Below are 24,157 nucleotides of genomic sequence, written 5' to 3' on the forward strand. Positions count from 1 at the left end.
CATCCACCCCCACGCAACACGGCGCCGGACGGAACGCACCCGTGTCCCGTCCGGCGCCGCGGTCTCTCCCCGACCGAACGCCCGGCCCGCTGCCTCAGGCCCGACGCACGCGCAGCGTCACGATCTCGAACGGACGCAGGGTCAGCACGACCGGCTCCCCGGCCGACCACGTGCGCTCCAGCGGCCGCTCGAGCAGGTCGACCTGCGACACCGACTCGACGTCGAACCCGAAGGAGACCCCGACGTCAGCAGCCCGGCCCCCGAGCCCCTCGTACAGTCGCACGACGACGTCTCCGGAGCGGTCCTCGGCGAGCTTGACGGCCTCGACGAACACCTGCGGCGACGACACCGTGACGAGCGGCGCGACCTCGGCCGACCCGGGCACGCTCCGCACCGGCAGGTTCAGCCGGTACCCGGAGTCGGCGGCGTCGAGCACCGAGGCCCCGATCCGCAGCACGGTCCGGAACACGTGGTGCCCCTGGTCGGCGTTCGGGTCCGGGAACGTCGGTCCGCGCAGCAGCGACTCCCGCACGAGCGTGGTGATCCCGCCGTCCGCCCGGGTCTCGCGTGTGATGTCGTGGCCGTAGGTCGAGTCGTTCGCCACGGCGACGCCGAACCCGGGCTCCGCGACGTGCACCCAGCGGTGTGCCGAGGTCTCGAAGCGGGCGTGGTCCCACGAGGTGTTCTGGTGCGTCGGCCGGTCGATGTGCCCGAACTGGATCTCGCTCGAGGCCGACGACGCGAGCACGTCGATCGGGAACGCGAGCTTCAGCAGCTTCTGGTGCTCGTGCCAGTCGACCTCGGTCTCGACGCTCAGCTCCGGTTCGCCCTGCACGGCGGAGTAGCGCGTGGTGAGCGTCGACGATCCGAAGGACCGTTCCACCACGAGCTCGTCGCCCGCGATCGCGACCGACGACGCCGACAGCACCGTGCCGTTGCGCTGGTAGGCGCGGTCGATGTCCCACGCCTCCCACTGGTTCGGGGTGTCCCGGAAGACCGTGTACTCCGCCGCCGCAGCGCCTGGTGCGATCGCGTCGCGTCCGGTGGCGTGGTCGACGAACGACACGACGTGGCCTGCAGCGTCGATGGTCGCGGTGACGACGCCGGTGTCGAAGACGAAGCGGTCGCCGCTCCGGACGGGAGGCACGGGTCGCGGCGCGTGGACGACCGAACCCGCCAGGGCGGTCACGTCCCCTGCCGCGACCGGCGAGGCGTTGAAGCGCACGACCGACGCGGCGTCGTCGGCTGCGCCGGCAGCGGCTGCGGTCCCGCCTGCGGCGAGCGCCGTCGTCGCGCTGCCGATCAGCCCCTCGAGCACCTCGGCGACCCGGGCGTACTGCTCCTCGGCGTTCTCGTACACCCACGCGATCGAGGACCCGGGCAGGATGTCGTGGAACTGCTGCAGCAGGACGGTGTGCCAGGCGTCCTCGAGTTCGGCGTACGGGTACTCGCTGCCGAGCCGGACCGCCGCCGTCGCCGCCCAGAGCTCGGCCTCGCGGAGCAGGTGCTCGGAGCGGCGGTTGCCCTGCTTCGTGCGGATCTGCGACGTGTAGGTGCCGCGGTGGAACTCGAGGTACATCTCCCCCGACCAGACCCCGGGCGTCGGCAGCTCGGCTTCGAGCTGTTCGAACACCTGCGCCGGCGTGCCGAGCGTGACGTGGGGTGACCCGTCGAGGTCGTGCTGGCGGTGTGCGGCGCCGACCATCTCGCGGGTGGGACCGCCACCGCCGTCGCCGAAGCCGTACAGCAGCATCGAGGTGTTCGCGGTGCCGCGTTCCTTGTTGTTCCGTTCGCCGCGGCGCAGGTCGGCGGGCGAGACGTCGGAGTTGTAGGTGTCGGCCGGGGGCAGGTGCGTCAGGACGCGCGAGCCGTCGATGCCCTCCCAGTGGAACGAGGTGTGCGGGATGACGTTCGTCTCGTTCCACGACGGCTTCTGGGTGACGAACCACTTCGACCCGGCGGCGCGGACGATCTGCGGCAGGGCGCCCGAGTAGCCGAACGAGTCGGGGAGCCAGGCCTCGGGGGTGTCGATGCCGAACTCCTCGAGGAAGAAGCGCTTGCCGGCGACGAACTGGCGGGCCAGGGCCTCGCCGCCGGGCAGGTTGGTGTCCGACTCCACCCACATGCCGCCGACGGGGATCCACCGCCCTTCGGCGACCCGCTGCTTGATGCGGGTCCAGATGGACGGGTACTCGTCGCGGATCCAGGCGTACTGCTGCGCGGACGAGCAGGCGAAGGTGAAGTCGGGGTCGCGGTCCATCAGGTCGAGCACGTTCGAGAACGTCCGGGCGCACTTGCGCTTCGTCTCGCGCACGGGCCACAGCCAGGCGGAGTCGATGTGGGCGTGCCCGACGGCGATCGCGCGGTGGGCGGCGGGGCTGGCGGGGACGGCGAGCACGGGCGCCAGGACCTGCCGGGCGTCCGCGGCGGTGCCGGCGACGTCGTCCGGGTCCAGGGCGTCGGCGGCGCGTTCGAGTGCCCGCAGGATGTCGGCGCCGCGGGTGCCGTCGGTGGGGAGCTCGGCCATCAGCCCGCGCAGCACCCAGAGGTCCTGCTGCAGTTCCCACACGGTGTCGTCGCGCTCGACGACCTCGAGGGCCTTCAGGCGGTAGATCGGGTCGTCACCGGCGGTGGAGCGCGAGCCGAGCGGCGTCGCACCCTGGAACGAGTCGCCGCCGATGTCCGGGTTCGCCCCGGCCTCGATCCAGAGCTCGAAGGACTCCCCCGGGCCGACCTCGAGCGGCACGGTGTCGTTCCGCGGCTCGATCGCCTTGATCGTGGAGCCGTCGGCGCGGAACGCGAGTCCCTCGGCCTGGAAGCCGGGCTGCCGCTTGGTGAACCCGAGGTCGATGAGGAGCTCGGCGGTGGTCCCCGGCGCGGTGCCGAAGTCCGCCGGCACGGTCCCGGTCACCCGGAACCACGTCGTGCCCCACGGGCGTCCGCCCCAGTGCGACCCCACCGTGAACGGTGTGTACGTCTCGCCCACGGCGGCGTCGAACGGCACCGGTTCGCCCGGCACCTCCCACGCCTCGATCGTCACCGGCGCCGAGCGACGGAGGACGGCGGGGTCGACACGGTCGCGCACGAGGCGGGCGATCCGGGCCTCGACGAGCGGTTCGTCCTGGTGCATGTGCTTCCTTTCTGGTTGCAAGACACCGGTGTTCGCGAACGGAACCGCGGTTCGCGGGTGTTCGACGCGCGAACACCGGTGTTTTGCGGGGCGTGGACCGGCGGATCAGCCCTTGATGCCGCCGGCGAGGGCGTTGCCGCCGCCGAGGCCTCGGGACACGATCACGTAGAGGGCGATGACGGGCACGGAGTAGACGATCGAGAACGCGGCGAGCTGGCCGTACGCCACCGCCCCGTTCTGCCCGAAGAAGTTGAAGATGCTCACCGCGGCGGGCACCTTCTCGGGCGAGAGCAGCAGAACGAAGGGGACGAAGAAGTTCCCCCACGCCTGGATGAACACGAAGATGAACACGACCGCGATGCCCGGACGCATGAGCGGGATGACGATGCGGGTCAGGGTGGTGAGCATCGAGGCGCCGTCGGTCCACGCCGCCTCTTCGAGCGAGATCGGCACGGAGTCCATGAAGTTCTTCGCCATCCAGATCGCCATCGGCAGCGACGTGGCAGCGAGGAAGAAGATGCAGCCCCACACGTTGTCGATCAGGTTGAGCGACACGAACAGCGCGTAGACGGGCACCATCATCGCGGTGATCGGCAGGCCGGTGCCGAACAGGATGCTGTACAGGAACGGCTTGTTGACCCGCATCTTGTACCGGGACAGCGGGTACGCGGCCAGCAGCGCGAACACCACGGTGACGACCGCGGTGCCGCCGGAGAGCAGCAGGCTGTTCGCGAGCGGGATGAACGACAGCTCGGGGGTGAGCACCTTCGCGAAGTTGTCGAGCGTGAACTGCGAGGGCAGCTTCACCGACAGCGAGGCCTGGGTGTCGAACGAGGCGAGCACGAGCCAGAGCAGCGGCACCGCGAAGCACACCGCGATGACGAGCAGCACGACGTTCGACACCCACCGCATGGTGCGGCCGCGCGGGGACGTCATGTGCATCGACCCCGGTGCGGTCACCGAGCGGGTCGTGGTCTGGTCGAGGGACGGGGCTGTCATGGCCATCAGTCCACCTCCGGCTTGAGGGCTCGGATGTAGATGATCGAGAAGACCGCCCCCACCACGAGCAGGATGGTCGCGATCGCCGTCCCGAAGCCGAGCTGCGAGAACTTGAACGCCTCCTGGTACGCCAGGATCGGCAGGGTCGACGAGTTCGTGCCCGGACCGCCGCCGGTCATCACGAAGATCAGCGTGAAGACCGACAGGGTCTGCAGCGTCGTGAGCATGAGGTTCGTCGAGATGCTCCGGCGGATCACCGGGAGCGTGATGTAGACGAGCCGCTGCCAGCCGGTGGCTCCGTCGACCTCGGCGGACTCGGTGATCTCCTCGGGGACCTCCTGCACGGCGGCCGAGTAGACGAGCATCGAGAACGCGGTGCCGCGCCAGATGTTCGCCAGGATCACGGCGAGCATCGGGTACGTGTAGAGCCAGTTCGCGCCGGTGATCCCGATCGACGCGAGGAACGTGTTGAGCGTCCCCTCGTCGTTGAAGAACGCGTACGCCGCGAACGACGCCACGATCTCGGGCAGGACCCACGCGGCCACCACGAAGGTGCCGACGATCGCCCGGACGGCCTTGTTCGCCGAGCGCATCAGCAGGGCCAGTCCGAGGCCGAGCACGTTCTGTCCCACCACGGCCGAGGCCAGCAGGAAGACGACGGTCAGGATGACGGACTTCGGGAAGTCCGGGTCCTGGAACAGCTCGACGTAATTCTGGAAGCCGACGAACTGCTGGTCGGCCGCGCTGGCACCGGTCAGGGCCGAGTTGGTGAACGACCCGTAGAACGACGAGATGACGGGGCCGAGCAGGAAGATGACGAGGAGGACCAGGGCGGGCAGGAGCGGGACCGCTCGTCCGACGTTCCGCAGTGGTCGCCGCTTGCGCGGCACGGGTGGATCGGTGCGCTTCGGCGCACCGGGCGCCGACAGCGTCGGCGCGAGGGGGGTGCTGGACACGATGGGTGCCTTCCGGGTGCGGAGGGGTTCCGAAGGTGGGGAAGAGCGGACGGGAGGCGCGGTGCGGGACCGCCCCGCGCCTCCAGTCCGTCAGTGGGTGACGTCCGTCAACCAGCGGAGACGGTGTTCTCCTTGCCGACCACCTGCGTGACGGCCTTGTCGTAGGCGGCAGCCGCGTCCTTCGGCGACTGCTGACCGGTCATGACCGCTTCCATCGCGACCTGGATCGCGTTGGACACCTGCGAGTAGTCACTCGTCGCCGGGCGGAAGTTGGTGTTCTCCACCAGCCCCGAGAAGAACTTGAACGTCGGGTTCGCCGCCGTGTAGGCCGGGTCGTCCGCGACGTCCTTCCGGACGGCGATCTGGCTGTTCTCGGTGTCGTACTTCAGCGAACCGTCCTTGTCGAGGAAGCTCGTGATGAAGTCGAACGCCGCCTGCGGGTTCTTCGACTTCGCGCCGACCGCCAGGGTCCAGCCGCCGGACATCGAGTTGTAGCCGGGAGCCTGCCCGTTCTGGGTCGGCATGGGTGCCTGGCCCATCACGTCGTTCCACTCGGGCCACGGCGCGGTGCCGGACTTGAGCCACGTGCCGGACTGCCACGAACCGTCCAGGTCGATCGCGAGCTTGCCCTTCGGCAGCCACGTCTGGGCGATGGTCGTGCCGACGTTCGTGTCGAGCGCCTGCTGCGGTGTCGGGCCGAGGCCGCCCTGGTAGACGTCCTTCACGAACTTGAGCGAGTCCTCGAACTGCTTCGAGCCGGTGACCCACTTCTTGTCCTTATACAGGGTGTTGCCGGAGCCGTCGGCGCCGTACAGGAGCATCTCGAAGCCCTGCATGGTCGAGGCCTCGCCCTGCGCCTTGCCCGAGTAGATGTTGAACGGGATGACGTCGGGCTGCTTCTCCTTGATGGTCTTCGCCGCCGCGAGCACGTCGTCCCACGTCTTCGGCTTCCACGGGACGTCGAGCCCGGCCTTCTTGAAGATGTCCTTGTTGTACCAGAGGGCTCGGGTGTCGGTGCCCATCGGGACGCCGTAGATCTTGCCGTCGTCACCCTGCCCGGCCTGCTTGGCGTTGTCGAAGAACTGGTCCCACTCGTCCCACTTGTCCGTGTACTTGTCGAGTGGCAGCAGGTAGCCCGCCTCGGCATCGGCCTTGACGAGGAACGTGTCCTCGTACATGACGTCCGGGGCGGTGGCCGGCGCCTTGTTCATGAGCGCGAGCTTCGTGTAGTAGTCGTTGCCCTGTGCCTGGATGGGCACGAGGGTGACCTTCTTGCCGGGGTTGTCCTTCTCGTACTGCTTCTTGACGACCTTCATCTGGGCGTCGAGCTGCTGGAAGGCGCCGAACTTCTGGTACGCGATCTTGATCGTGTCGCTCGAGGCGGACCCCGAGCTCGAGCAGCCAGCCAGACCGACTGCGGCCACGGCCACAGCTGCGAGTCCGGCGATGATGCGGGTGCGTTTCATCGGTGCTCCTTTGCACGGGTGATGTCCGCGGGCACCATCGCCCGCGCGCAGGATTAGTCCACCGTATTGACTTAAACCTGTCAAGGAGTTTCTCGCGCGGATTCGGGCGTACCGGGTGGATCCGGGCGTACCGAGCGGAATCGGGCGTACCGAGTGGAATCGGGCGTACCGGGTCGGAAGTTTCGACCAGGTACGCCCGATTCCACTTCCCATCGCGTGCGTTCTGGGAAGGAACGTCCGTCAGGAGATCGGCGTCGCGCTCCCCGTCACCGTGATCCCGCCGGCCTCGGGCACGTCCACGAGCAGCAGACTCGGACGCCCGACGTGCCGCCCCTGCCGGATCGTAACGCGGTCGCCCGGCTGCACTGCCCCGATCTGCCGCAGGTACGCCCCGGTGGACGCCGCTGCCGATCCCGTCGCCGGGTCCTCGGTGATGCGCCCGGCGGGGAACAGGTTGCGCGCCTCGTACTCCCGGTCGCCGGTGCGGTGCAGCACCGTGACGGTCCCCGCCCAGCCGGCCTCGCGCTTGAGCTCGGCCAGGGGCCCCGGCGCGAACCCGAACTGGTGGAACAGCTCGCGGTCGTGCAGCACGAGCACCGGGTGCCAGTTGCCGGCGAAGGACTCCAGCACCGGGAACCCCGGAGCGATGTCCGCGGCCGAGAGCCCGAGCAGGTCGAACAGCCGCACCAGCAGACCCGGCTCGATGTCCCGTGTCGCCGGCTCGACGCTCGTCATCGCGACCTGCACCGCTCCGTCCGCACCGACCGTGGCGTCGAGCGCGACCTCGCCGGCCAGGGTCGTGAACACCCGCCGGCCCGGACCCTCGCGCTCGGCCAGCGCGACGGCCAGGGCGACGGTGGCGTGCCCGCAGAACGGCACCTCGGCGCTCGGCGAGAAGTAGCGGACCCGCGGCCCGGTCGACGTCGCACCCACGACGAATGCGGTCTCGGGGTACCCGACCTTCCGGGCGATCGCGAGCATCTGGTCGTCGGACAGTCCGGCCGCGTCGAGCACGAGCCCGGCGGGGTTGCCACCGCCCGGCTCGGCGGCGAACGCGGTGTACCGGAGGATCTCCTGCTGCATGCCCCGACGCTACTGCGGCGTCACGACCGGGTGTGCGGGCCGATCACCGACGGGTGGCCCGGACTGCTGCGGTGCCGCGGGTGGCTCCGAGGGCAGCGCGAGGAACACGGCGAGCACGATGTAGCCGGCGGGCACGAAGCAGAGCAGGACCCACCACCCGGAGCGGTTCGTGTCGTGGAGCCGCCGCACCGCGATGGCGATCCAGGGCAGCAACGCCGCGAGCCCGACGACCACGAAGACCCCCAGTGCGATCTGGGCGAAGACCGGCATCGACGTGAGCAGGAACCACCAGACCGGGAACGGGTTGAAGGACTGCATCGCCTGGTCGAGGACGCGCGCTTCCTCCGGGCTCGGCATCGGTGGGGGCGTCGTGAAGAGTCCGATGCCGTACACGATGTTGATCGCAGCGGAGATGATCGCCCACCACAGCGCCCACCACCAGAACTCGGCACGAGCGGCACGACCCCGGAACACGACGCACCCCCGCCAGAACCGCGAGAACGAGGCGGGGAAGGTGGCCTGGTGCCAGGGGACCCCGACCGGTGGCTGCTGCGTCTGGTGCACCGGACCTGCTTACCGGGGCGACCTGGGCCCTCCTGAGCACTCCTCGGCAGGCCCGGCGTACTGCGGTCCCCGGGTGGGGGTAACCCCCGACCGATTCCGGGTGCGCACGTGATGTTTCAGCGCCGCGTCCGTCGTGAGACTGGATCCATGAGCACCGACACGCGCCCCACCACCGCCCGCCGCACCCTCCGGATCGCCCTCGCCTCCACCGCCGCGGTGTCCGCCCTGCTGCTGACCGCCGGCTGCAGCGCGATCCAGGACATCGTGCCGAACAAGACCCCGCAGAAGCACTTCGACGCGTACTCCGACGCCCCACGCTCCGGGGAGTCCGAGGACCTGGCCTTCTTCATGCCGAAGTGGGTGCCGAAGGACGCGAAGGACATCGACGTGCGCCTCCACGTCTCGCAGCCCGGGTACGTCATCGGGTTCGCGTCGAAGGACGGCGTCGACGTGGACGACTGCACCCCGCTCGACGAGTCGTACGGCGGCACGGCGATGACCGCCGATTTCCTGCCCGAGGAGCTCCCGACCAAGGGTCTCGTCACCTGCGGCGACGGCCGCGCGGTCACCGAGATCGACGGCCGCTGGTACGGCTGGACCACGAAGGACGCCATCCCCGGTCAGGACGACACCCAGACCATGCACGGCACCGAGCACTGACCGCAGCCACCCACCGGCCTGGAGGCGCGTGGCGGCCCCGCCCCGCGCCTCCCGTCCGTCGCGCGGTCGCGCCCACCGCGCATGGGTGAGCAGAAGACGTCGGGTCCGCACCGCGAACCCGACGTCTTCTGCACACTCATCGCCCCGACGGGGGGCGTGGGGACTACCCCGCGGCGGCCGCGGTCCGTCGGCGACGCACGATCAGCACGCCCGCGCCCGCCGCGAGCAGCAGGAACGCCACCAGCGCACCGGCACCGAGCCCCGCAGCACCCGTGAACGCGAGCTGCCCATCCACGGTGATCGTGATCGGGGTCCACCCGATCAGGCTCCCGTCCGCAGCCGTCACCGCCAGACGATGCGCACCAGCCACCGTGTCCACCGGGATCGTCACCCGAACCGTCCCGTCAGCAGCGACCACAGCCGCGCCGATCAGCGTCGGCTCCGAGAACAGCCACACGTTGACCGTGTCACCGGCCGAAGCCGAGCCCACCGTCACCGTGATCGTCTCCCCCGCACGAGCGGTCGCCGGAGCCGACACCCCGCCACGGTTCGCCTCCGTCAACAACGACTCCGACGGCGCCACCGGAACAACCGGGGCAGCCGAGGGACCCGGGGTCGGGACCGCTGTGGGCGTCCCACCCGGGGTCGGCGTCGGCGTCGTGCCGCCGTCGCCCGGGGTCGGGGTCGGGGTCGGGGTCGGCGTGGGCTCCGCGCCCGGGTCGGTGTCGCCGCCCTCGCACGGGTACGTCCCCGTGCGGAGCGAGAACCCGTCCGTGTCGTTGTCGTCCGCGTAGAAGGTCGCGCGCTCCCCGTCCGTGCAGACGCCCGAGATCGCGAAGCCCTCGTTGGCGAGCGTGCGGTCGGCGGCCGACGGCGCCTCGTACAGCGTCGAGGCGGCGAAGGCCCCGTCGGTCACCTCGAACAGCGCGGTCCGGCCGGAGCACACCTCGTCGCAGACCACCCAGAGCGCGTCGAGCGTCGGGTCGAACTGCACGTCGGCGACGACGGCGAGCGAGGTCGCGATCGTGGCGACCCGCGCCGAGGACCCGTCGTCCATCAGGGCGTAGGCGTACACGCTCGCGGTGCCCTCGACCCCGACGAAGAACAGCCCCTCGCCGTGTCCGGCGTAGCTCGACGGTGCGTAGGCGGCGCCGGTGCGCTCGTCGGCGAAGCCGTGCGCGGTGAGCCAGGTGTCCGGGATCCAGGTGACGCCCTCGAGCCCGGCGTTCGCGCCGAGCCCGGGGAAGTCCGCGGCGAGGTTCCACTCGTCCGTGGCCCGCAGGGTGCCCTCGGAGCCGTCGGTCGTGGCGTAGCGCAGGACCGACGGGCGGCTCGTGCTCGACACGTCGTTGTTGCGCTCGGTCGACACGTAGACGGCGCCGGGGTCGTCGCTCGTGACGGTCACGCCCTCGGCGTCCGGGGTGCCCGTGCCGTCGGCGTAGCGCAGGTCGGTGCCCGCGGCGTTCGACGGTGCCCAGCCGCCCGCGCCGTCCGAGGTCAGGTGGTAGAGCAGGCCGTCGCCGTTCTGCACGGCCCAGACTTGCCCGTCCCGCGAGGTCTTCGAGGTCGTCCAGTCGAGGCCGCTCAAGTCGCCCGTGAAGGTGTCCTCGTCGTCGAGCACGGTCTCGTCCGGGCCGCCGGGCCAGGCCTCGGCGGTGACGACGCCGGCGAACCGGTTCGCCGCACCCTTCGTGGGTGCTGCCGTCTCGGCGAAGTCGCCGGTGCCGTCGGGGTTGCGGCCGTACGTGGTGGCGGCGTGCGCCGTCCACGAGGTCGAGTCGACGACCGCACCGCGGGCGTCGAAGAGCCGCGCGGAGTCCGCCTTGCCGAGTCCGAAGCCGAACGCCGCCTCGTCGAGGACGGTGAAGCCCCCGGCCGCGACGGTCGTGCCCGCGGGGATCGTGTACGTGTGGTCGTCCTCGCTGTCGCGCAGCACGTACCCGCCCAGGTCGACGGTGGTGCTGCCGGTGTTGGTCAGCTCCACCCAGTCGCCGGGGGTACCGTCCTGCGACTCGACCTCGTTGATGCGCACGGGTGAGGAGCAGTCGTTCGCAGCCCCCTTGGTCGAGGCCGTGGTGTCCACGAGCGGCCCGACGCCGTCGGCGCAGCGGCCGTAGGTGACACCCGCGTGGGTCGTCCAGGCGTACCGGAGCACCAGGTCGCCGGCGGGGTCGTACAGGCGCGCGGTGTCCGCACCGCCGAGCCCGAAGTCGAAGCCGGGGGCGGTCGCGGACAGCTGGTCGACGACGAAGTACCCGCCGGCGGCGATCGTCGAGCCGCTGGGCAGCACGTACGCGTCGTGCGAGTTGTCGGAGTCGAGGAACGCGTACCCGGTCAGGTCGATCGCGGTGCCCGAGGTGTTCTTGAGCTCGACCCAGTCGGTGTCGTCGGCGTTCGACTCGACCTCGTTGACGACGAGGCCGTTCGCCGCGACGGCGCCGACTGCCGGGTCGTCGTCACCGACGGCCGCGAGGGCCGGGCTGGCGGTGACGACACCGGCGGCGACGACCAGGGCGGTCGCGACGGCGGCGCCGATGCGGAGTGTTGGCGGGCGCAGGGTGGGCGGGCGCAGGGCGGGAGCGCGCATGCAGGGTCCTTCTCGGGGGAGCGAGCGGGCGGAGACCTGCACGACTGTTCAGCATCCACGCGACCGGCCGGTGGCCGCGGGGTGAACGCACGGTGTCCCGGGTCGCGCCCGGCGCCCTGGACCCGCCGCGGGCGGACGGGAGGCGCGGTGCGGCCCCGCACCGCGCCTCCCGTCCGCCCTGCGGTCGCGCTCACCGCATCCGGTGCGCAGAAGACGTCGGGTCCGCACTGCGAACCCGACGTCTTCTGCACACTCGTTGCTCGAGGTGTCAGCGCTCGGTGACCTCCGAGAAGTCGGGCGTCCCGTCGGGCAGCGCGGGCAGGGGCGTGCCGTCGACGTAGCGGGGCCAGGCCAGGGCGCGGGAGGCCGACGGACGGGACGCGTAGCGACGCCCGTCGGACGCGACGACCGTCTCGGGCGCGGGACCGGGGGCGGAGGCAGGAGCGGGCGCAGGTGCGGGAGCGGGCGGCAGCGGCACCTCGGGTGCGGGTGCGGGAGCGGGAGCGGCGGGCGTCGGCGTCGCGCTCCACGCCGGCTGCTGCTCGGGCACCGACCACGTCGCCGACGGCAGCGTGGCTCGCGGACGGAACAGGGCGTTGCTCAGGGGCACCACGACGGTCCCGAGCAGGTCGAGGATCACCACCACCCAGACGAGCCGCCAGTAGCCCCGGGCGTAGTCGACGTCCGGCGCGAGCAGCGGGATCGAGAGCAGCAGTGCGAGCAGGGCGATGACGCCGACGGTGGCCTTCGCGACGACCTGCAGGACGGGCGTCGGGTAGCGCCGGTGGATCACGAGGAGCAGGTGGACGTGCAGGAGTGCCACCCGGGCGACGCCGGCGAGCCAGATCCAGTGCCAGAAGTGCTCCAGGACGAACCAGATGCCGTCACCGGAGACGCCCGTCGGCACGATCCACACCTTGTACAGACCGGCGACGAGCAGGTACATCGACGTGGCGATGCTCGCGAACGCGAAGATCCCGGACCGCCTGGACGACACGTCGGCGTCGTACCAGGACAGCAGCGCGAAGACGACGACCACGACGATCGTCAGGAGCAGCTGGACCGCGACCATGCCGAAGTCGCCGAGGAGCACCGCGGCGACGCCGACCAGGCCCGCGGCGACGACCGCGCCGATGATCGTCCGGAACACGAGTGGGCGCACCCTCGCCCACCGCGGGTCCATCGTGCCGTCCGTGTCGTTCGCGCTGTCCGTGCTGTCCGTGCTGTCCGTGGTGTCCGTGCTGTCCGTCATGTGTCCCCCGTCGATCCCGCACACCTGGCGGCTGCGTCGGATCGCAGCGTAGCGGGCCGGGGCGGAGTGCTCCGGCCGGGCAGGGCGCCGGGCGACGGCGTCCGTGCCGTCAGCGCCGGATGAGCAGGGTGCTGGCCCGCGGCGAGAGCGCGGCGTCGAGCACCAGGCAGGCGGCACCCACGGCGGCGACGTCGGCACCGCGGTCGCTCTCCACCACCTGCACGGCGTGCTTCGGCACGAGCAGCGGCGACCCGACGATGGCGGTCCGCGCGGCCGGCAGGGCAGCGCTCGCGATGCGTGACCAGAACGGGCCGCCGAACACCACGCGGTCGATGTCGAGCAGGTTCACGATGAGGACGACGGCGTTGCCCATGACGGTGCCGGCATCGGCCGCGAGCGTGACGGCGGTGTCGTCCCCGTCCGCGATGGCCGCGGCGAGCTCGTCCCATGCGGCGTTCACGGCGTCGACATCCGCGGCGTCGGTGGCATCGGTGGCATCGGTGGCATCGGCACCAGCACCGGCCTCCTTGACCGCGCCGCCGCCCGACAACGCCAGCCCCCGCGACCGCGCGACCCGCACCAACCGGTCCGGCGCGACGGCTGCACCGACCTCGCCGCGCGTACCCGAGCCGTCCGGGGTGCCCGCGAGCGACCCCTGGTCGACCATGATGTGCCCGGCGTCACCCGCGTTCGACCCCACCCCGCGCACGGGTTCGTGGTCGACGACGAGCCCGACGCCGAACCCGGTACCGAAGTACACGAACGCGAAGTTCCGCGCCGAAGACTCCCCCGCCAGGAACATCTCGCCGACCGCGGCGGCCGTCACGTCCTTCTCGAGCAGCACCGGGTAGCCGGTGGCCTCGGCGACCGCGTCGCGCAGGGGCACGTCCCGCCAGCGGGGCAGGAACGGCGGGTCGACCACGATGCCCGCCTCGACGTCGATGGGTCCGGGGCTCGCGATCCCGACGCCCAGCACGCTCTCGACGGCGACCCCGGCGTCGGCCACGAGCCCGTCGACGGCCGAGGCGATGGTGCGCACCACCTGAGACGGATCGTCGGCGGTCGGGGTCGAGGTCGTGGACGCGGCCACGACGGTGCCGGCGAGGTCGAGCAGCACGTAGGTGACGACCGCCGGATCGACGTGCACGCCGACCGCGTACCGGCTGCCCGGCTCGAGCCGCAGGATGGTACGGGGCTTGCCACGACCCGAGACGATGGTGCCGGACTCCGCGATCATCCCGGCCTCGATCAGGAACCGGGTGACGTTCGACACGGTCTGCGCGCTGAGCCCCGTGCGGGCTGCGAGTTCGACGCGGCTCAGGCCGTCGGGCGAGCGGCGGACGGCATCGAGGACCACGGTGCGGTTGAACCCGCCGATCGACGGGAGGTTCGCTCCCCGTCGATGCTCTGCCATGCCGCGACGATACCGTGACAACGGTGCGGTCTCGGTCTGCCGTCGTCACTGGCCCCCACAGGGGTCGCACCGTTACCCTGGCCGCATGTCCGACCTGCGCCTGGAAGAACTCTCCGCGAAGACCGCTGCCGCGGCCAACTCCCTGACGCTCAAGCCGGGCCAGGAACAGTTCGTGCAGCCGACCACCTACGGGGTCGCCGAGTCCGACGTCAAGCCGAGCTCCGCGTGGACCCGTGTCGTCCTCGACGACGACGAGGTCCTCGGCCTGATCATCGGCTCGTTCGACGCCGACAACGCGCAGGAAGAGCTGCGCAGCTGCATCTGGCGCGTCAACGTGGCGGCGAGCGCGCAGGGCCGGGGCGTCGGTCGCTTCGCCGTGCACGGTCTGGCGGACGAGGCACGCAGCCGTGGGTTCGAGCGGCTGACGGTCGTGTACGAGCCGGGCGGCGACGACAGCCCCGAGGCGTTCTTCCGCGCCGTGGGCTTCGAGGTCGTGCGCGAGACCCAGTACGGCGACCACTTCGCGGTCCTGACGCTCTAGCACGCCCGACGACGTGGCATCCGACGAGGCCCCCGTCGACTTCGGCGCCGCCGTCGCCGAGGTGGTGCGGATGATCCCGCCGGGGCACGTCATGACGTACGGCGATGTCGCCGCAGCCCTCGGGTCGCGGGCGTCACGTGCCGTCGGCAAGGTGATGGCGCACGACGGCGCCGACCTGCCGTGGTGGCGCGTGGTGCGCGCGGGTGGGCACCCGCCGCTCCACCACGAGGCCCGGGCGCTCGAGCACTACCGCGTCGAGGGGACGCCGCTCGTGCAGGGGACGACGGCCTGGAGGCTCGACATGCGTCGTGCCCGCTGGTCACCCGCCACGGACGCGGACGACCCGTTCTGATCCCCGGCCGCGCAGGTCGGCCCGCCAGGGTGCACCGTCAGGGTCCACCGTCAGCGGTCGAAACGCGCACCCTTCGGGTTCGCGGGCAGCAGGCACAGCACGTACACGATGAGCGAGCCGAGGCCCGGCAGCACGTGCAGGAACTGCCAGAAGCCGGACAAGTTGGCGTCGTGCAGCCGTCGGGCGCCGAGCGCGAGCGACCCGATGAGCGTCGCGAGCACCCACAGCATGAACAGGTAGGAGCCGACGGGGTTCTCGAGCGCCGGGGTGTCCGGCGTGAACACCTGTGGCACGAGCTGCAGCACGAGCCCGATCGCGAACGACGTCAGCCACCACCACCAGAACTCGGCGCGCGATGCCCGTCCGGTGAACACGGTGTACTTCCGCCAGAACCGTCGGACGGCCTCGGTGAAGGGGGCACCGTAGAAGGGGTCGTGCAGGGCGACACCGCCGGGCTGCACCACGCTGTCGTTGCTCATGGAGCAAGCCAACCACGTGGTGCAGCCCGTTCGGGGCCTAGACGAGCGAGTCGCGCCAGGCCGCGTGCAGCTGGGCGAACCGCCCGGTGCCAGCGATGAGGTCGGCGGGGGTGCCGTCCTCGACGATCCGGCCGTGCTCCATCACGAGCACCCGGTGGGCGATCGCGACGGTGGACAGCCGGTGCGCGATGATCACCGCGGTGCGGTCGGCGAGCAGGGTCTCCAGACCCTCTTGCACGAGTCGCTCCGAGGGGATGTCGAGCGACGCCGTGGCCTCGTCGAGGATGAGCACCTTCGGGTCCGCGATGAAGGCCCGCGCGAACGAGAGCAGCTGCCGCTGACCCGCCGAGACACGGCCACCGCGCTTGTTCACGTCGGTGTCGTACCCGTCGGGCAGCGCCATGATGAACTCGTGCGCGCCGACGGCCTTGGCCGACGCCTCGATCTCCTCACGCGACGCACCGGGCTTGCCGAGCGCGATGTTGTCCGCGACGGTGCCGGAGAACAGGTACGCCTCTTGCGTGACCATGACGATCGCGCGGCGCATGTCCTTCGTGTCGAGGTCGCGCAGGTCCACACCGTCGAGCTTGACCGAGCCCTGGGTCGGGTCGTAGAAGCGCGCCATGAGCTTGGCGAGCGTCGACTTGCCGGCACCGGTGGACCCCACGAGTGCGATGGTCTGCCCCGACGGGATGTGCAGGTCGAACTCCGGCAGCACGACCTTGCCCTTGTTGTAGGCGAAGACGACGCCGTCGAAGTCCATCCTCCCGGTGGCGTCCGCCAGGCGGGTGGGCTTCACGGGGTCCGGCACGCTCGGCCGTTCCTCGAGGACACCGGAGATCTTCTCCATCGCCGCCGAGGCCGACTGGTACCCGTTGTAGAACATCGCGAGTTCCTGCGCCGGGTCGAAGAAGCGCTTGGCGTACAGCGCGACCGCGAGCAGCGCACCGACCTCGAGCGTCCCGCCGACGATCCGGAAGCCGCCGACGATGACGACCGCGGCGAGCGTGGCGTTGCCGATGAGCACGAGCACGGGGTCGAAGGTCCCGAACAGGTTGAACACCTTCGTGTTCGCCACCCGGTAGTCCTCGACGTAGCCGCCGTACTCGTCCCGGTTGCGGGATTCCTTGCGGAACGCCTGCACCGCGCGGATGCCCGTCATCGTCTCGACGAAGTGCACGATGACGCGCGCCGAGGTGACACGGGTGGAGCGGAACAGCGTCTGCGAGTTCGTCTGGAACCAGCGGATCAGGAACCAGAGCGGCACGAGCGACACCGCGAGCACGAGCCCGGACGTCGGGTCGAGCAGCACCAGGGCCACGGCGGTGAAGGCCATGTACAGCACGCCCTGGATGAGCTGGTTCAGCCCGGAGTCGAGCAGCTCGCGGATCGAGTCGAGGTCACTCGTCTGGCGCGAGATGATCCGGCCCGACGTGTAGGTCTCGTGGAACTCGAGCGAGAGCCGCTGCGTGTGCAGGAACACCCGCTTGCGGAGGTCGAACAGGATCGCCTGGCTGATCCGTGCCGCGAGCACCGTGTACCAGGCGGTGAGCACCGCGCCGAGGACGGCCACGACGATGTACGTCGCGACGACCCCGAACGCCGGCACCCAGTCGTTCTGGTCCATCACCGCGGGCAGGGCGTTGTCGATGCCCCACGCGATGAGCGCCGGACCCGCGACGGTGCCGGCGGTCGAGACCACGACGACGATGCCGAGCAGCACCAGCCGGAGCTTCAGCGGTGCGGCGAGGGACCCGAGCAGGGCGAGGGACCGGCGCCGCAGGCGCTTGCTCTCGGCCTTCGTGAAGTCCTCACGCTCCTCGCCGCGCACGCCCATGGTGGTGATCGAGGCGGTGACGGGGGCGGCAGCCTGCTCGTCCGGAGCTTCCTGCGGGACGGACGCCGTTCCTCCCGGCAGGTTCTGGTCGGTCTGCTGGCTCATGCCATCGCCTCCTGTCGTGCGGTCGCGTCGTCGTCGTCGAGCGACGAGATGACGTAGCGGTAGTGCTCGTTGGTGGCCATCAGGTCGTGGTGGGTCCCGACGGCCGTGACGACGCCGTTCTCCATCAGGGCGACCCGGTCGGCCAGCGTCACCGTCGACGGACGGTGCGCCACGATGAGCGACGTGGTGTCGGCGAGCACGCGTCGCAGGCCCGCCTCGACCCGTGCCTCGGTGTCGACGTCGAGCGCCGACAGCGGGTCGTCGAGCACCAGCACCGACGGCCGCGCGGCGATCGCGCGGGCGAGCGCCAGACGCTGGCGCTGCCCACCGGACAGCGACAGCCCCTCTTCACCGACCCGGGTGTCGACGCCGTCGGGCAGGTCGTCCACGAAGGACGCCTGCGCGATGTCGAGCGCCTCGCGCATGAGCGCCTCGGCCTCGGCACCCTGCACGTCCGGTCGACCGAGCAGCACGTTCTCACGCACGGTCGACGAGAACAGGGTGGCGTCCTCGAAGGCGACGCCGACGTGCCGGCGCAGCTCTTCGCGGGTGAGGTCGCGGATGTCGACCCCGTCGATCGTCACCGAACCGCCGGTCACGTCGTACAGACGCGGCACGAGCGAGAGCAGTGTCGTCTTGCCGCAGCCGGTGAGCCCGACGAGCGCCATGGTCTCGCCCGGCTGCAGCTGCAGTTCGACGCCGTTGATCAGGTCCGGGTACTGCGGTGCGGAGTCCTGGTACCGGAAGTGCACGCCGTTGAACGACAGGGCACCGTGCGGCTCCGCGATCGTCTTCGGGTGCTCCGGGTCCGTGATGGTGTTCTCGGAGTCCATGACCTCGAAGAAGCGGTCGACCGCCGTGCGGGTGTCGAACGTCATCGAGAGCAGGAAGCCGATCGACTCGATCGGGAACCGCAGCACCGTCGCCGTCGCGAAGAACGCGAACAGCTGGCCGACGCTGAGCTGCCCCTGCGACGCCAGCCAGATGCCGGCGAGCAGGCACAGCGCGAACGCGACGTCCGGCACGAGCAGCAGCCACAGCCAGATGCCCGCGATGGCCTTCGCCTTCTTGATCTCGGTGCCGCGCAGGGCCTCGGCCTGCTCGCTGAACTCCTCGAGCTTCGCGCCGCCGCGACCGAACGCCTTGAGCACGCGGATGCCGTGCACCGACTGCTCGACGCTCGTGGCGAGGTCACCGACCTGGTCCTGGCTGCGGCGTGCGACGGCGGAGTACCGGCGCTCGAACAGCAGGCCGTTGATCCACAGCGGGATCGAGGCGATCAGGAAGATGAGTCCGAGGATCCACCCGAAGGTGAACAGCACGACGAAGCCGACGACGATCGTCACGATGTTCACGACGAGCAGGACGACGCCGAAGGCCAGCCAGCGCCGGATCAGCGACAGGTCCGACACGGAACGGGACAGCAGCTGCCCGGACTCCCAGCGGTCGTGGAACGCGACCGGCAGGTCCTGCAGCTTCGCGTAGAGCGAGTTGCGCATGCTGGTCTCGATGCGGGTCGAGGGGCGCATCACCAGCCGGCGGCGCGAGGCGATGAAGAACGCCTCGAGCACACCGAGGGCGAGCACCCCGAGCCCGGCGGGCCAGATCTGTGCCGAGTCGCGCGACGACAGCGGACCGTCGACGAGCCACTGCAGCACGTAGGGGATTGCGAGCGCCACCAGGGAGGCTCCCATCGCTGCGGCCATGCCGCCGATGAGGCGCCCCTGGTAGGGCTTCACGTAGGGGTAGATCCGCGCGATCGCGCGGAAGGTGGACGGGCGCGCCGTGGTGGGCGACTTGGACATGCGTTGCGTCCTCATGCGTCTGCCGGGTCCCCGGGTCGCGCTGCGCGGTGCGTGCTCGCTGCTTGCTTGCTGCTTGCTTGCTTGCTTGCTTGCTGCTTGCTTGCTTGCTCGCGTCGCGCGGCTTCGGCCTGGAGGCTCGGTGTGGCGTTGCGTGGTGATCATCGGCCGGGCGCGTGGTCGCGTCTCCGCCGTCACTCGCGTGACGTCGGTCGGGCCGGAGGCACCGAGGGACAGTCGTCCCCCGGGTTCAGGCGGGTGGTTCGCGGACGCCGGTGGTGCTGCGTCGCGGGGCCGTGGGAACGGCCCGACTAGACGGCGGCCGCGGCGCGGGGCCGCGGTGCGATCAGGGATCGCCGTGCGGGAGTGGTCCCCACGACGGATACGAGACCTGCACGGGCGGCCGTCGCCACGGTTCCGGTCATGTTGTCCATCGTCACTCCAGTCGTCGTCTTCGTCACCGTTGTGTCCGCGGTGCCGCCGGTCCCGAGAGATCGTCGGCTGCCTGCCGCGGAGCCTTACAGACTATTCACAGTGACTCACGGCGCGCAATGGTTCGCCACCGATTGTTCACATCAGTGGAAGAAGTGGCGCTCGCTCGTGAAGTACATCGTGACGCCGGCGGCCTTCGCCGCGGCGATGACCTCGTCGTCGCGGACGCTGCCACCGGGCTGCGCCACCGCACGGACACCGGCGTCGAGCAGCACCTGCAGGCCGTCGGCGAACGGGAAGAACGCGTCCGACGCCGCGACGCTGCCGGTCGCACGGTCACCGGCACGGTTCACCGCGAGGTGGCAGGAGTCGACCCGGTTGACCTGGCCCATGCCGACACCGACGCTCGCGCCCTGGTTCGCCAGCAGGATGGCGTTCGACTTCACCGAACGGCTCGCACGCCACGCGAAGGCCAGGTCGGCGAGGGTCTGCTCGTCGGCGGGCTCGCCGGCGACGAGGGTCCAGGTGGACTGGTCGAAGCCCGTGAAGCGGTCGGCGTCCTGCACCAGGAAGCCGCCGGAGATCTGCTTGACCTCGCGGTCGGCGAGCGCGAAGTCGGCCGGCAGCGTGAGCAGGCGGATGTTCTTCTTGCGCGACAGGATCTCGAGCGCCTCGGGGTCGAACCCGGGGGCGACGACGACCTCGGTGAAGATGTCCTTCACGGTCTCGGCCATGGCCACGGTGACCGGGCGGTTCGCGGCGATGACCCCACCGAACGCCGAGAGCGGGTCGCAGGCGTGCGCGGCGGCGTGGGCGGAGGCGATCGGGTCGGCGGACTCAGCCGGGGCGATCGCGATGCCGCACGGGTTGGCGTGCTTGATGATCGCGACGGCGGGCTCGTCGAAGTCGAAGGCCGCACGGACCGCTGCGTCGGCGTCGACGTAGTTGTTGTACGACATCTCCTTGCCGTGCAGCTGCGTCGCCTGCGCGATGCCGGTGCCGTCCGACGTCGTGTAGAGCGCCGCTGCCTGGTGCGCGTTCTCGCCGTAGCGCAGGGTCGCCGACAGCTCGGCCTCGACCGCCAGGTGCTCGTCGAACGCACCGGGGGTCCGGATGTCGCCGGCGGTCGTCGGGGCCGCAGCGGCAGTGACGACGTCGCTCGCGAAGTAGGACGCCACTGCGGTGTCGTACGCGGCGGTGTGCGCGAAGGCCTGGGCGGCGAGGCGCTTCCGGAGCTCGAGCGTGGTGCCGCCGGCACGGACGGCCTCGACGACCTCGGGGTAGGACGCCGGGGACACGACGATCGCCACGTTCGGGTGGTTCTTCGCCGAGGCGCGGACCATCGCGGGGCCGCCGATGTCGACGTTCTCGACCACGGTCGCGGTGTCGGCACCCGACGCCACCGTCTCGACGAACGGGTAGAGGTTCACGACGACGAGCTCGAACGGCGCGATGTCGAGGTCGGCGAGCTGCTGCTCGTGCGACTCGAGCCGCAGATCGGCGAGCAGGCCGGCGTGCACCGACGGGTGCAGCGTCTTCACGCGACCGTCGAGGGACTCGGGGAACCCGGTGACGCTCGCGACGTCGGTGACCGCGTACCCGGCGTCACGGATGGTCTGGGCGGTGGAGCCGGTCGACACGATCTCGACCCCGGAGTCGGCCAGTGCGCCGGCGAGCTCGAGCAGGCCGGACTTGTCGCTCACCGAGATGAGTGCACGGCGGACCGGGACCACGTCACGGTCGCGGTAGAGGCTGGGGTCGGCTGCGTGCACGCTCATGCGCTCGGGGTGCCCTTCAGGTCGGTGGTGCCGTTGGCGATGTCGAGGATGGTCTGGATGAGCAGGCGGCGCTCGACCGGCTTGATGCGGTCGTGCAGCGTCGACTCGGTGTCGTACGGCAGCACCGGGATGCGCTCCTGCGCGAGGATCGGCCCCGTGTCGACGCCGTCGTCGACCGCGATGACGCTCGCACCGGTCTCGGTGACCCCGGCGGCCAGGGCGTCCCGCACGCCGTGGGCGCCGGGGAACTCGGGCAGGTACGCCGGGTGGGTGTTGATGATCCCCGGGGCGAACTCGGACACCACGGCCGGGGGCAGCAGGCGCATCAGGCCGGAGAGCACGAGCAGGTCGGGCGACCACGGGCGGATCTGCTCCGCCAGGGCCTGGCCCCACTCGGCGCGGGAGTCGTAGCGGGTGAACGGCACCGTGAAGGTCGGGATCGAGAACTCCTCGCCCAGGCCGAGACCCTCGGCGTCACGGTCGGCACCGATGGCGACGACACGGGCGGGGTACTCGGCGTCGAAGGTCGCTTCGAGCAGGGCTCGGAGGTTCGACCCGGTACCGGAGATCAGGACGACCAGTTCGAGCACGGCACCAACCCTACCGGCAGGCAGGCACGCGACGGGCGCTGTTACCGGTCGTCCTTCGGCTGCCGCCACCAGGGCAGCTCGTCCTCGGGGATCTGGTCGGTGACGTCCCACTTCGCCGGACGGGACGGCTCCGCCGGCTTCGAGGCGGGCGCTCGGGTGCCGGGCTCGACGTCCACGCGGTCCGCCTCGGCCGTCTCGTCCACGTCGTCGCGGCCGGCGACGAACTCCTCGGTGCTCCACGGGAACGCGGGCTGGGCGTCGGTCGGCACCGGGGTGGGTGCGGGGCGGGACGCGGCTGTCTGGGCTGCGGGCCGCTCAGAGCCGGGCTGCTCCGGCTCGGCGTCGGAGCCGGTCACGCGGTCGCGGAGTGCACCGGCTCGACCTCGGACCCCTTCGGCGGCGCCGGCCAGGCGGTCGCGGAGGCCACCCAGCGCTGCTCGTCCGGCACTGCGGCGCTCCGGTTCGGGCTCAGCGGCCAGGCGCTCGGCGGCCACCGCGTCGGTCTTCGCCCAGTCGGGGAGCTCGACGTCGTGGTCGGTGTCGCCCGCGCGCGGTGCGACGGCTGCGGGTGCGGAGGCGGGCCGTGCGGGTGCGGAGGCGGGCTCGCTGCTGACCGGCTCGGTCACGTGTTCGGTCGTCGCACGGGGCCGTGCAGCGGTCGACCCGTCGTGGGACTCCTCGACCACGAAGCGGTGGACATCGGTGGTGCGCCCGGCACCGGCCTGGTCGAGCGCGGCGAGCAGGGAACCCTCACCGACGTCGACCCCGGCACGCGCCGTGTCGTGGGCATCGTCGGGTTCCTCGGCCTCGGTCCAGCGCTCTCGCGTCCAACCGCGGTCCGGCAGCCGGACCAGGTCACTGCCCGCGGCGAGCGCGATGATCGCCGGCAGGCCGATCTCGAGTGCGGCGAACCCGCCGACCGCGAGGGCGTGCGGACCGACGTCGGCAAGGCGCCCGGGGCCGAACGAACCGGAGGACACCCAGGCGATGAGCCCCGTGAGGACTCCGGCCACGAGTCCCGCGACGACACCGCCGAGCGCACGGTGCAGCGCGGAGTCGGCGGCGCCCAGGGCCCGCACCAACCGCGGCCGCATCGAGCCGCCGATCGCGAACCCGGCGATGACCGGCACGAGGATCCAGACGAGCCCGAAGGTGTGCCCAGAGGTCGGCAGCGCGCCGAAGACCGGCAAGCCGGGGATCGGGCCCAGGGTCGTGGCGATCGGGGACACGCTCGACCCGGTGCCGATCGCGAACCCGGGGCCGATCAGCCACGAGGTGGCCCACCCGACGAAGTCCGGCAGGAAGGCGAGCTGTCCGACGGTGAGTGCGACGCCGCCGATGACCCCGGCGTGCGACTGCTCGTACAGGGTGATGACCTCGGCGAACGAGGTGAAGAGGAGCAGGCCGACGAGCACTGCGGCAACCCCGACGACCACGGCGGTCGCGGCGGTCCCGGCGCGCAGGCCGAACCCGGCGACGGTACGCCAGACCGCGGGGATGCGGTCGACCAGGTCGATGACCCGCTGGGTGCCGGCGTCGGCGGGCAGGTCACGGCGACGACGGCAGACCTCGGAGGCGGCGAGCGCGGGGATCCCGAACCAGAGCGCCGGCAGCACCACGGCCTGCCAGAGCGTGGGGCGGGTGGCAGCCGAGGTCGACGACAGTGCGACGGCCAGACCGAGGAGCGCGACGACGGCGGTCCCGACCAGCAGCCCGGTGCTGCGGTGCTCGGTCTCCGCGAACCGACGTCCGGCGCGGGCGCCGAGCCAGGCCGTCACGACCGCGAACCCGAGGGCCGCCAGGGTCACGTGGATGGGGTCGGCTGCGCCGCTGATCCCGGTGCTCTTGGCGAGAGCGGACCCGAGCAGGAACGAGACGTCGACGCCGTGCCCGACCAGCCAGACGCTGCCGGTGGCCTTCCAGAACACGTCCCAGTCGACCTGTAGGCCGTACTCGAACCCCCAGAGCAGCGTCAGGGGCACGAGGGCGATCCCGATGCCGACGCCGACCGTCACGACCGCCTCGATCGCGGCGAGCAGAGCGGTTCCCAGGCGGTTCATCGCAGCGAGGATACGTGAGCCGCAGCCGGAACGACGGGAGGCTCGGCGCGGAACCCGCACCGAGCCTCCC

At 71.2% G+C, this 24,157-nt stretch carries 18 protein-coding genes; 3 read left to right on the top strand and 15 right to left on the bottom strand.

Features of this window, described 5'->3' with window-relative positions; genetic code table 11:
- Positions 1 to 94: 94 nt before the first annotated feature.
- The 6 genes from DEJ21_RS10760 to DEJ21_RS10785 form a co-directional block, all read right to left on the bottom strand.
- On the bottom strand, positions 95 to 3,130 hold the full coding sequence (locus DEJ21_RS10760) for a glycoside hydrolase family 38 C-terminal domain-containing protein (RefSeq protein ID WP_111224589.1): 3,036 nt from the start codon (positions 3,128 to 3,130) through the stop codon (positions 95 to 97).
- A 105-nt stretch (positions 3,131 to 3,235) separates the two neighbouring features.
- Positions 3,236 to 4,129 (bottom strand): carbohydrate ABC transporter permease, encoded by an 894-nt coding sequence (locus DEJ21_RS10765; protein ID WP_371830315.1) that lies wholly within the window; start codon positions 4,127 to 4,129, stop codon positions 3,236 to 3,238.
- Positions 4,130 to 4,134: 5 nt separating this feature from the next.
- On the bottom strand, positions 4,135 to 5,085 hold the full coding sequence (locus tag DEJ21_RS10770) for a carbohydrate ABC transporter permease (RefSeq protein ID WP_110894824.1): 951 nt from the start codon (positions 5,083 to 5,085) through the stop codon (positions 4,135 to 4,137).
- Between the two features lie 107 nt (positions 5,086 to 5,192).
- Entirely contained in the window at positions 5,193 to 6,551 is a 1,359-nt protein-coding gene (locus DEJ21_RS10775) for an extracellular solute-binding protein (RefSeq protein ID WP_071404684.1), read from the bottom strand.
- Positions 6,552 to 6,791: 240 nt separating this feature from the next.
- The gene (locus DEJ21_RS10780) at positions 6,792 to 7,634 is read right to left on the bottom strand and encodes a PhzF family phenazine biosynthesis protein (RefSeq protein WP_111224590.1); all 843 of its coding nucleotides are present in this window, start codon (positions 7,632 to 7,634) and stop codon (positions 6,792 to 6,794) included.
- Between the two features lie 9 nt (positions 7,635 to 7,643).
- Positions 7,644 to 8,198: a DUF805 domain-containing protein gene (locus DEJ21_RS10785; RefSeq protein ID WP_111224591.1), complete on the bottom strand. Its 555-nt coding sequence runs from the start codon at positions 8,196 to 8,198 to the stop codon at positions 7,644 to 7,646.
- Between the two features lie 147 nt (positions 8,199 to 8,345).
- On the opposite strand from DEJ21_RS10785, the gene DEJ21_RS10795 reads away from it, so the two are divergent.
- Positions 8,346 to 8,858, top strand: a complete 513-nt coding sequence (locus DEJ21_RS10795; protein WP_181435850.1) for a hypothetical protein — start codon at positions 8,346 to 8,348, stop codon at positions 8,856 to 8,858.
- Between the two features lie 163 nt (positions 8,859 to 9,021).
- Here the strand turns inward: DEJ21_RS10795 and DEJ21_RS10800 are convergent, their stop codons facing one another.
- The 3 genes from DEJ21_RS10800 to DEJ21_RS10810 all read right to left on the bottom strand — a co-directional run bounded on the left by DEJ21_RS10800 (position 9,022) and on the right by DEJ21_RS10810 (position 14,111).
- Positions 9,022 to 11,445 (bottom strand): lamin tail domain-containing protein, encoded by a 2,424-nt coding sequence (locus tag DEJ21_RS10800; RefSeq protein ID WP_111224593.1) that lies wholly within the window; start codon positions 11,443 to 11,445, stop codon positions 9,022 to 9,024.
- Between the two features lie 268 nt (positions 11,446 to 11,713).
- Positions 11,714 to 12,697: a hypothetical protein gene (locus tag DEJ21_RS10805; protein ID WP_146247747.1), complete on the bottom strand. Its 984-nt coding sequence runs from the start codon at positions 12,695 to 12,697 to the stop codon at positions 11,714 to 11,716.
- Between the two features lie 109 nt (positions 12,698 to 12,806).
- On the bottom strand, positions 12,807 to 14,111 hold the full coding sequence (locus DEJ21_RS10810; RefSeq protein WP_111224595.1) for an ROK family transcriptional regulator: 1,305 nt from the start codon (positions 14,109 to 14,111) through the stop codon (positions 12,807 to 12,809).
- An 85-nt stretch (positions 14,112 to 14,196) separates the two neighbouring features.
- On the opposite strand from DEJ21_RS10810, the gene DEJ21_RS10815 reads away from it, so the two are divergent.
- The gene (locus tag DEJ21_RS10815; protein WP_027466669.1) at positions 14,197 to 14,652 is read left to right on the top strand and encodes a GNAT family N-acetyltransferase; all 456 of its coding nucleotides are present in this window, start codon (positions 14,197 to 14,199) and stop codon (positions 14,650 to 14,652) included.
- Positions 14,653 to 14,665: 13 nt separating this feature from the next.
- The gene (locus DEJ21_RS10820) at positions 14,666 to 15,004 is read left to right on the top strand and encodes an MGMT family protein (RefSeq protein ID WP_111224596.1); all 339 of its coding nucleotides are present in this window, start codon (positions 14,666 to 14,668) and stop codon (positions 15,002 to 15,004) included.
- 50 nt (positions 15,005 to 15,054) lie between these two features.
- On the opposite strand, the gene DEJ21_RS10825 is transcribed toward DEJ21_RS10820, so the two are convergent.
- The 6 genes from DEJ21_RS10825 to DEJ21_RS10850 form a co-directional block, all read right to left on the bottom strand.
- Positions 15,055 to 15,483 (bottom strand): DUF805 domain-containing protein, encoded by a 429-nt coding sequence (locus DEJ21_RS10825; protein ID WP_027466671.1) that lies wholly within the window; start codon positions 15,481 to 15,483, stop codon positions 15,055 to 15,057.
- Between the two features lie 37 nt (positions 15,484 to 15,520).
- Positions 15,521 to 17,320: an ABC transporter ATP-binding protein gene (locus DEJ21_RS10830; protein WP_111224659.1), complete on the bottom strand. Its 1,800-nt coding sequence runs from the start codon at positions 17,318 to 17,320 to the stop codon at positions 15,521 to 15,523.
- A gap of 101 nt (positions 17,321 to 17,421) precedes the next feature.
- Complete coding sequence (locus DEJ21_RS10835; protein WP_027466673.1) at positions 17,422 to 19,230, bottom strand: ABC transporter ATP-binding protein; 1,809 nt, start codon at positions 19,228 to 19,230, stop codon at positions 17,422 to 17,424.
- Between the two features lie 572 nt (positions 19,231 to 19,802).
- Positions 19,803 to 21,437: a bifunctional phosphoribosylaminoimidazolecarboxamide formyltransferase/IMP cyclohydrolase gene (purH, locus tag DEJ21_RS10840; protein WP_111224597.1), complete on the bottom strand. Its 1,635-nt coding sequence runs from the start codon at positions 21,435 to 21,437 to the stop codon at positions 19,803 to 19,805.
- Positions 21,434 to 22,027 carry a phosphoribosylglycinamide formyltransferase gene (gene purN, locus DEJ21_RS10845; protein ID WP_111224598.1) on the bottom strand — a complete coding sequence of 198 codons (594 nt, stop codon included), beginning with the start codon at positions 22,025 to 22,027 and terminating at the stop codon, positions 21,434 to 21,436. The genes purH and purN overlap by 4 nt, the downstream gene beginning before the upstream one ends.
- Positions 22,028 to 22,068: 41 nt before the next feature.
- Entirely contained in the window at positions 22,069 to 24,087 is a 2,019-nt protein-coding gene (locus DEJ21_RS10850; protein ID WP_111224599.1) for a DUF6350 family protein, read from the bottom strand.
- Between the last annotated feature and the right edge of the window lie 70 nt (positions 24,088 to 24,157).

It is taken from the genome of Curtobacterium sp. MCSS17_006, from assembly GCF_003234215.1.
Taxonomy (GTDB): domain Bacteria; phylum Actinomycetota; class Actinomycetes; order Actinomycetales; family Microbacteriaceae; genus Curtobacterium; species Curtobacterium flaccumfaciens.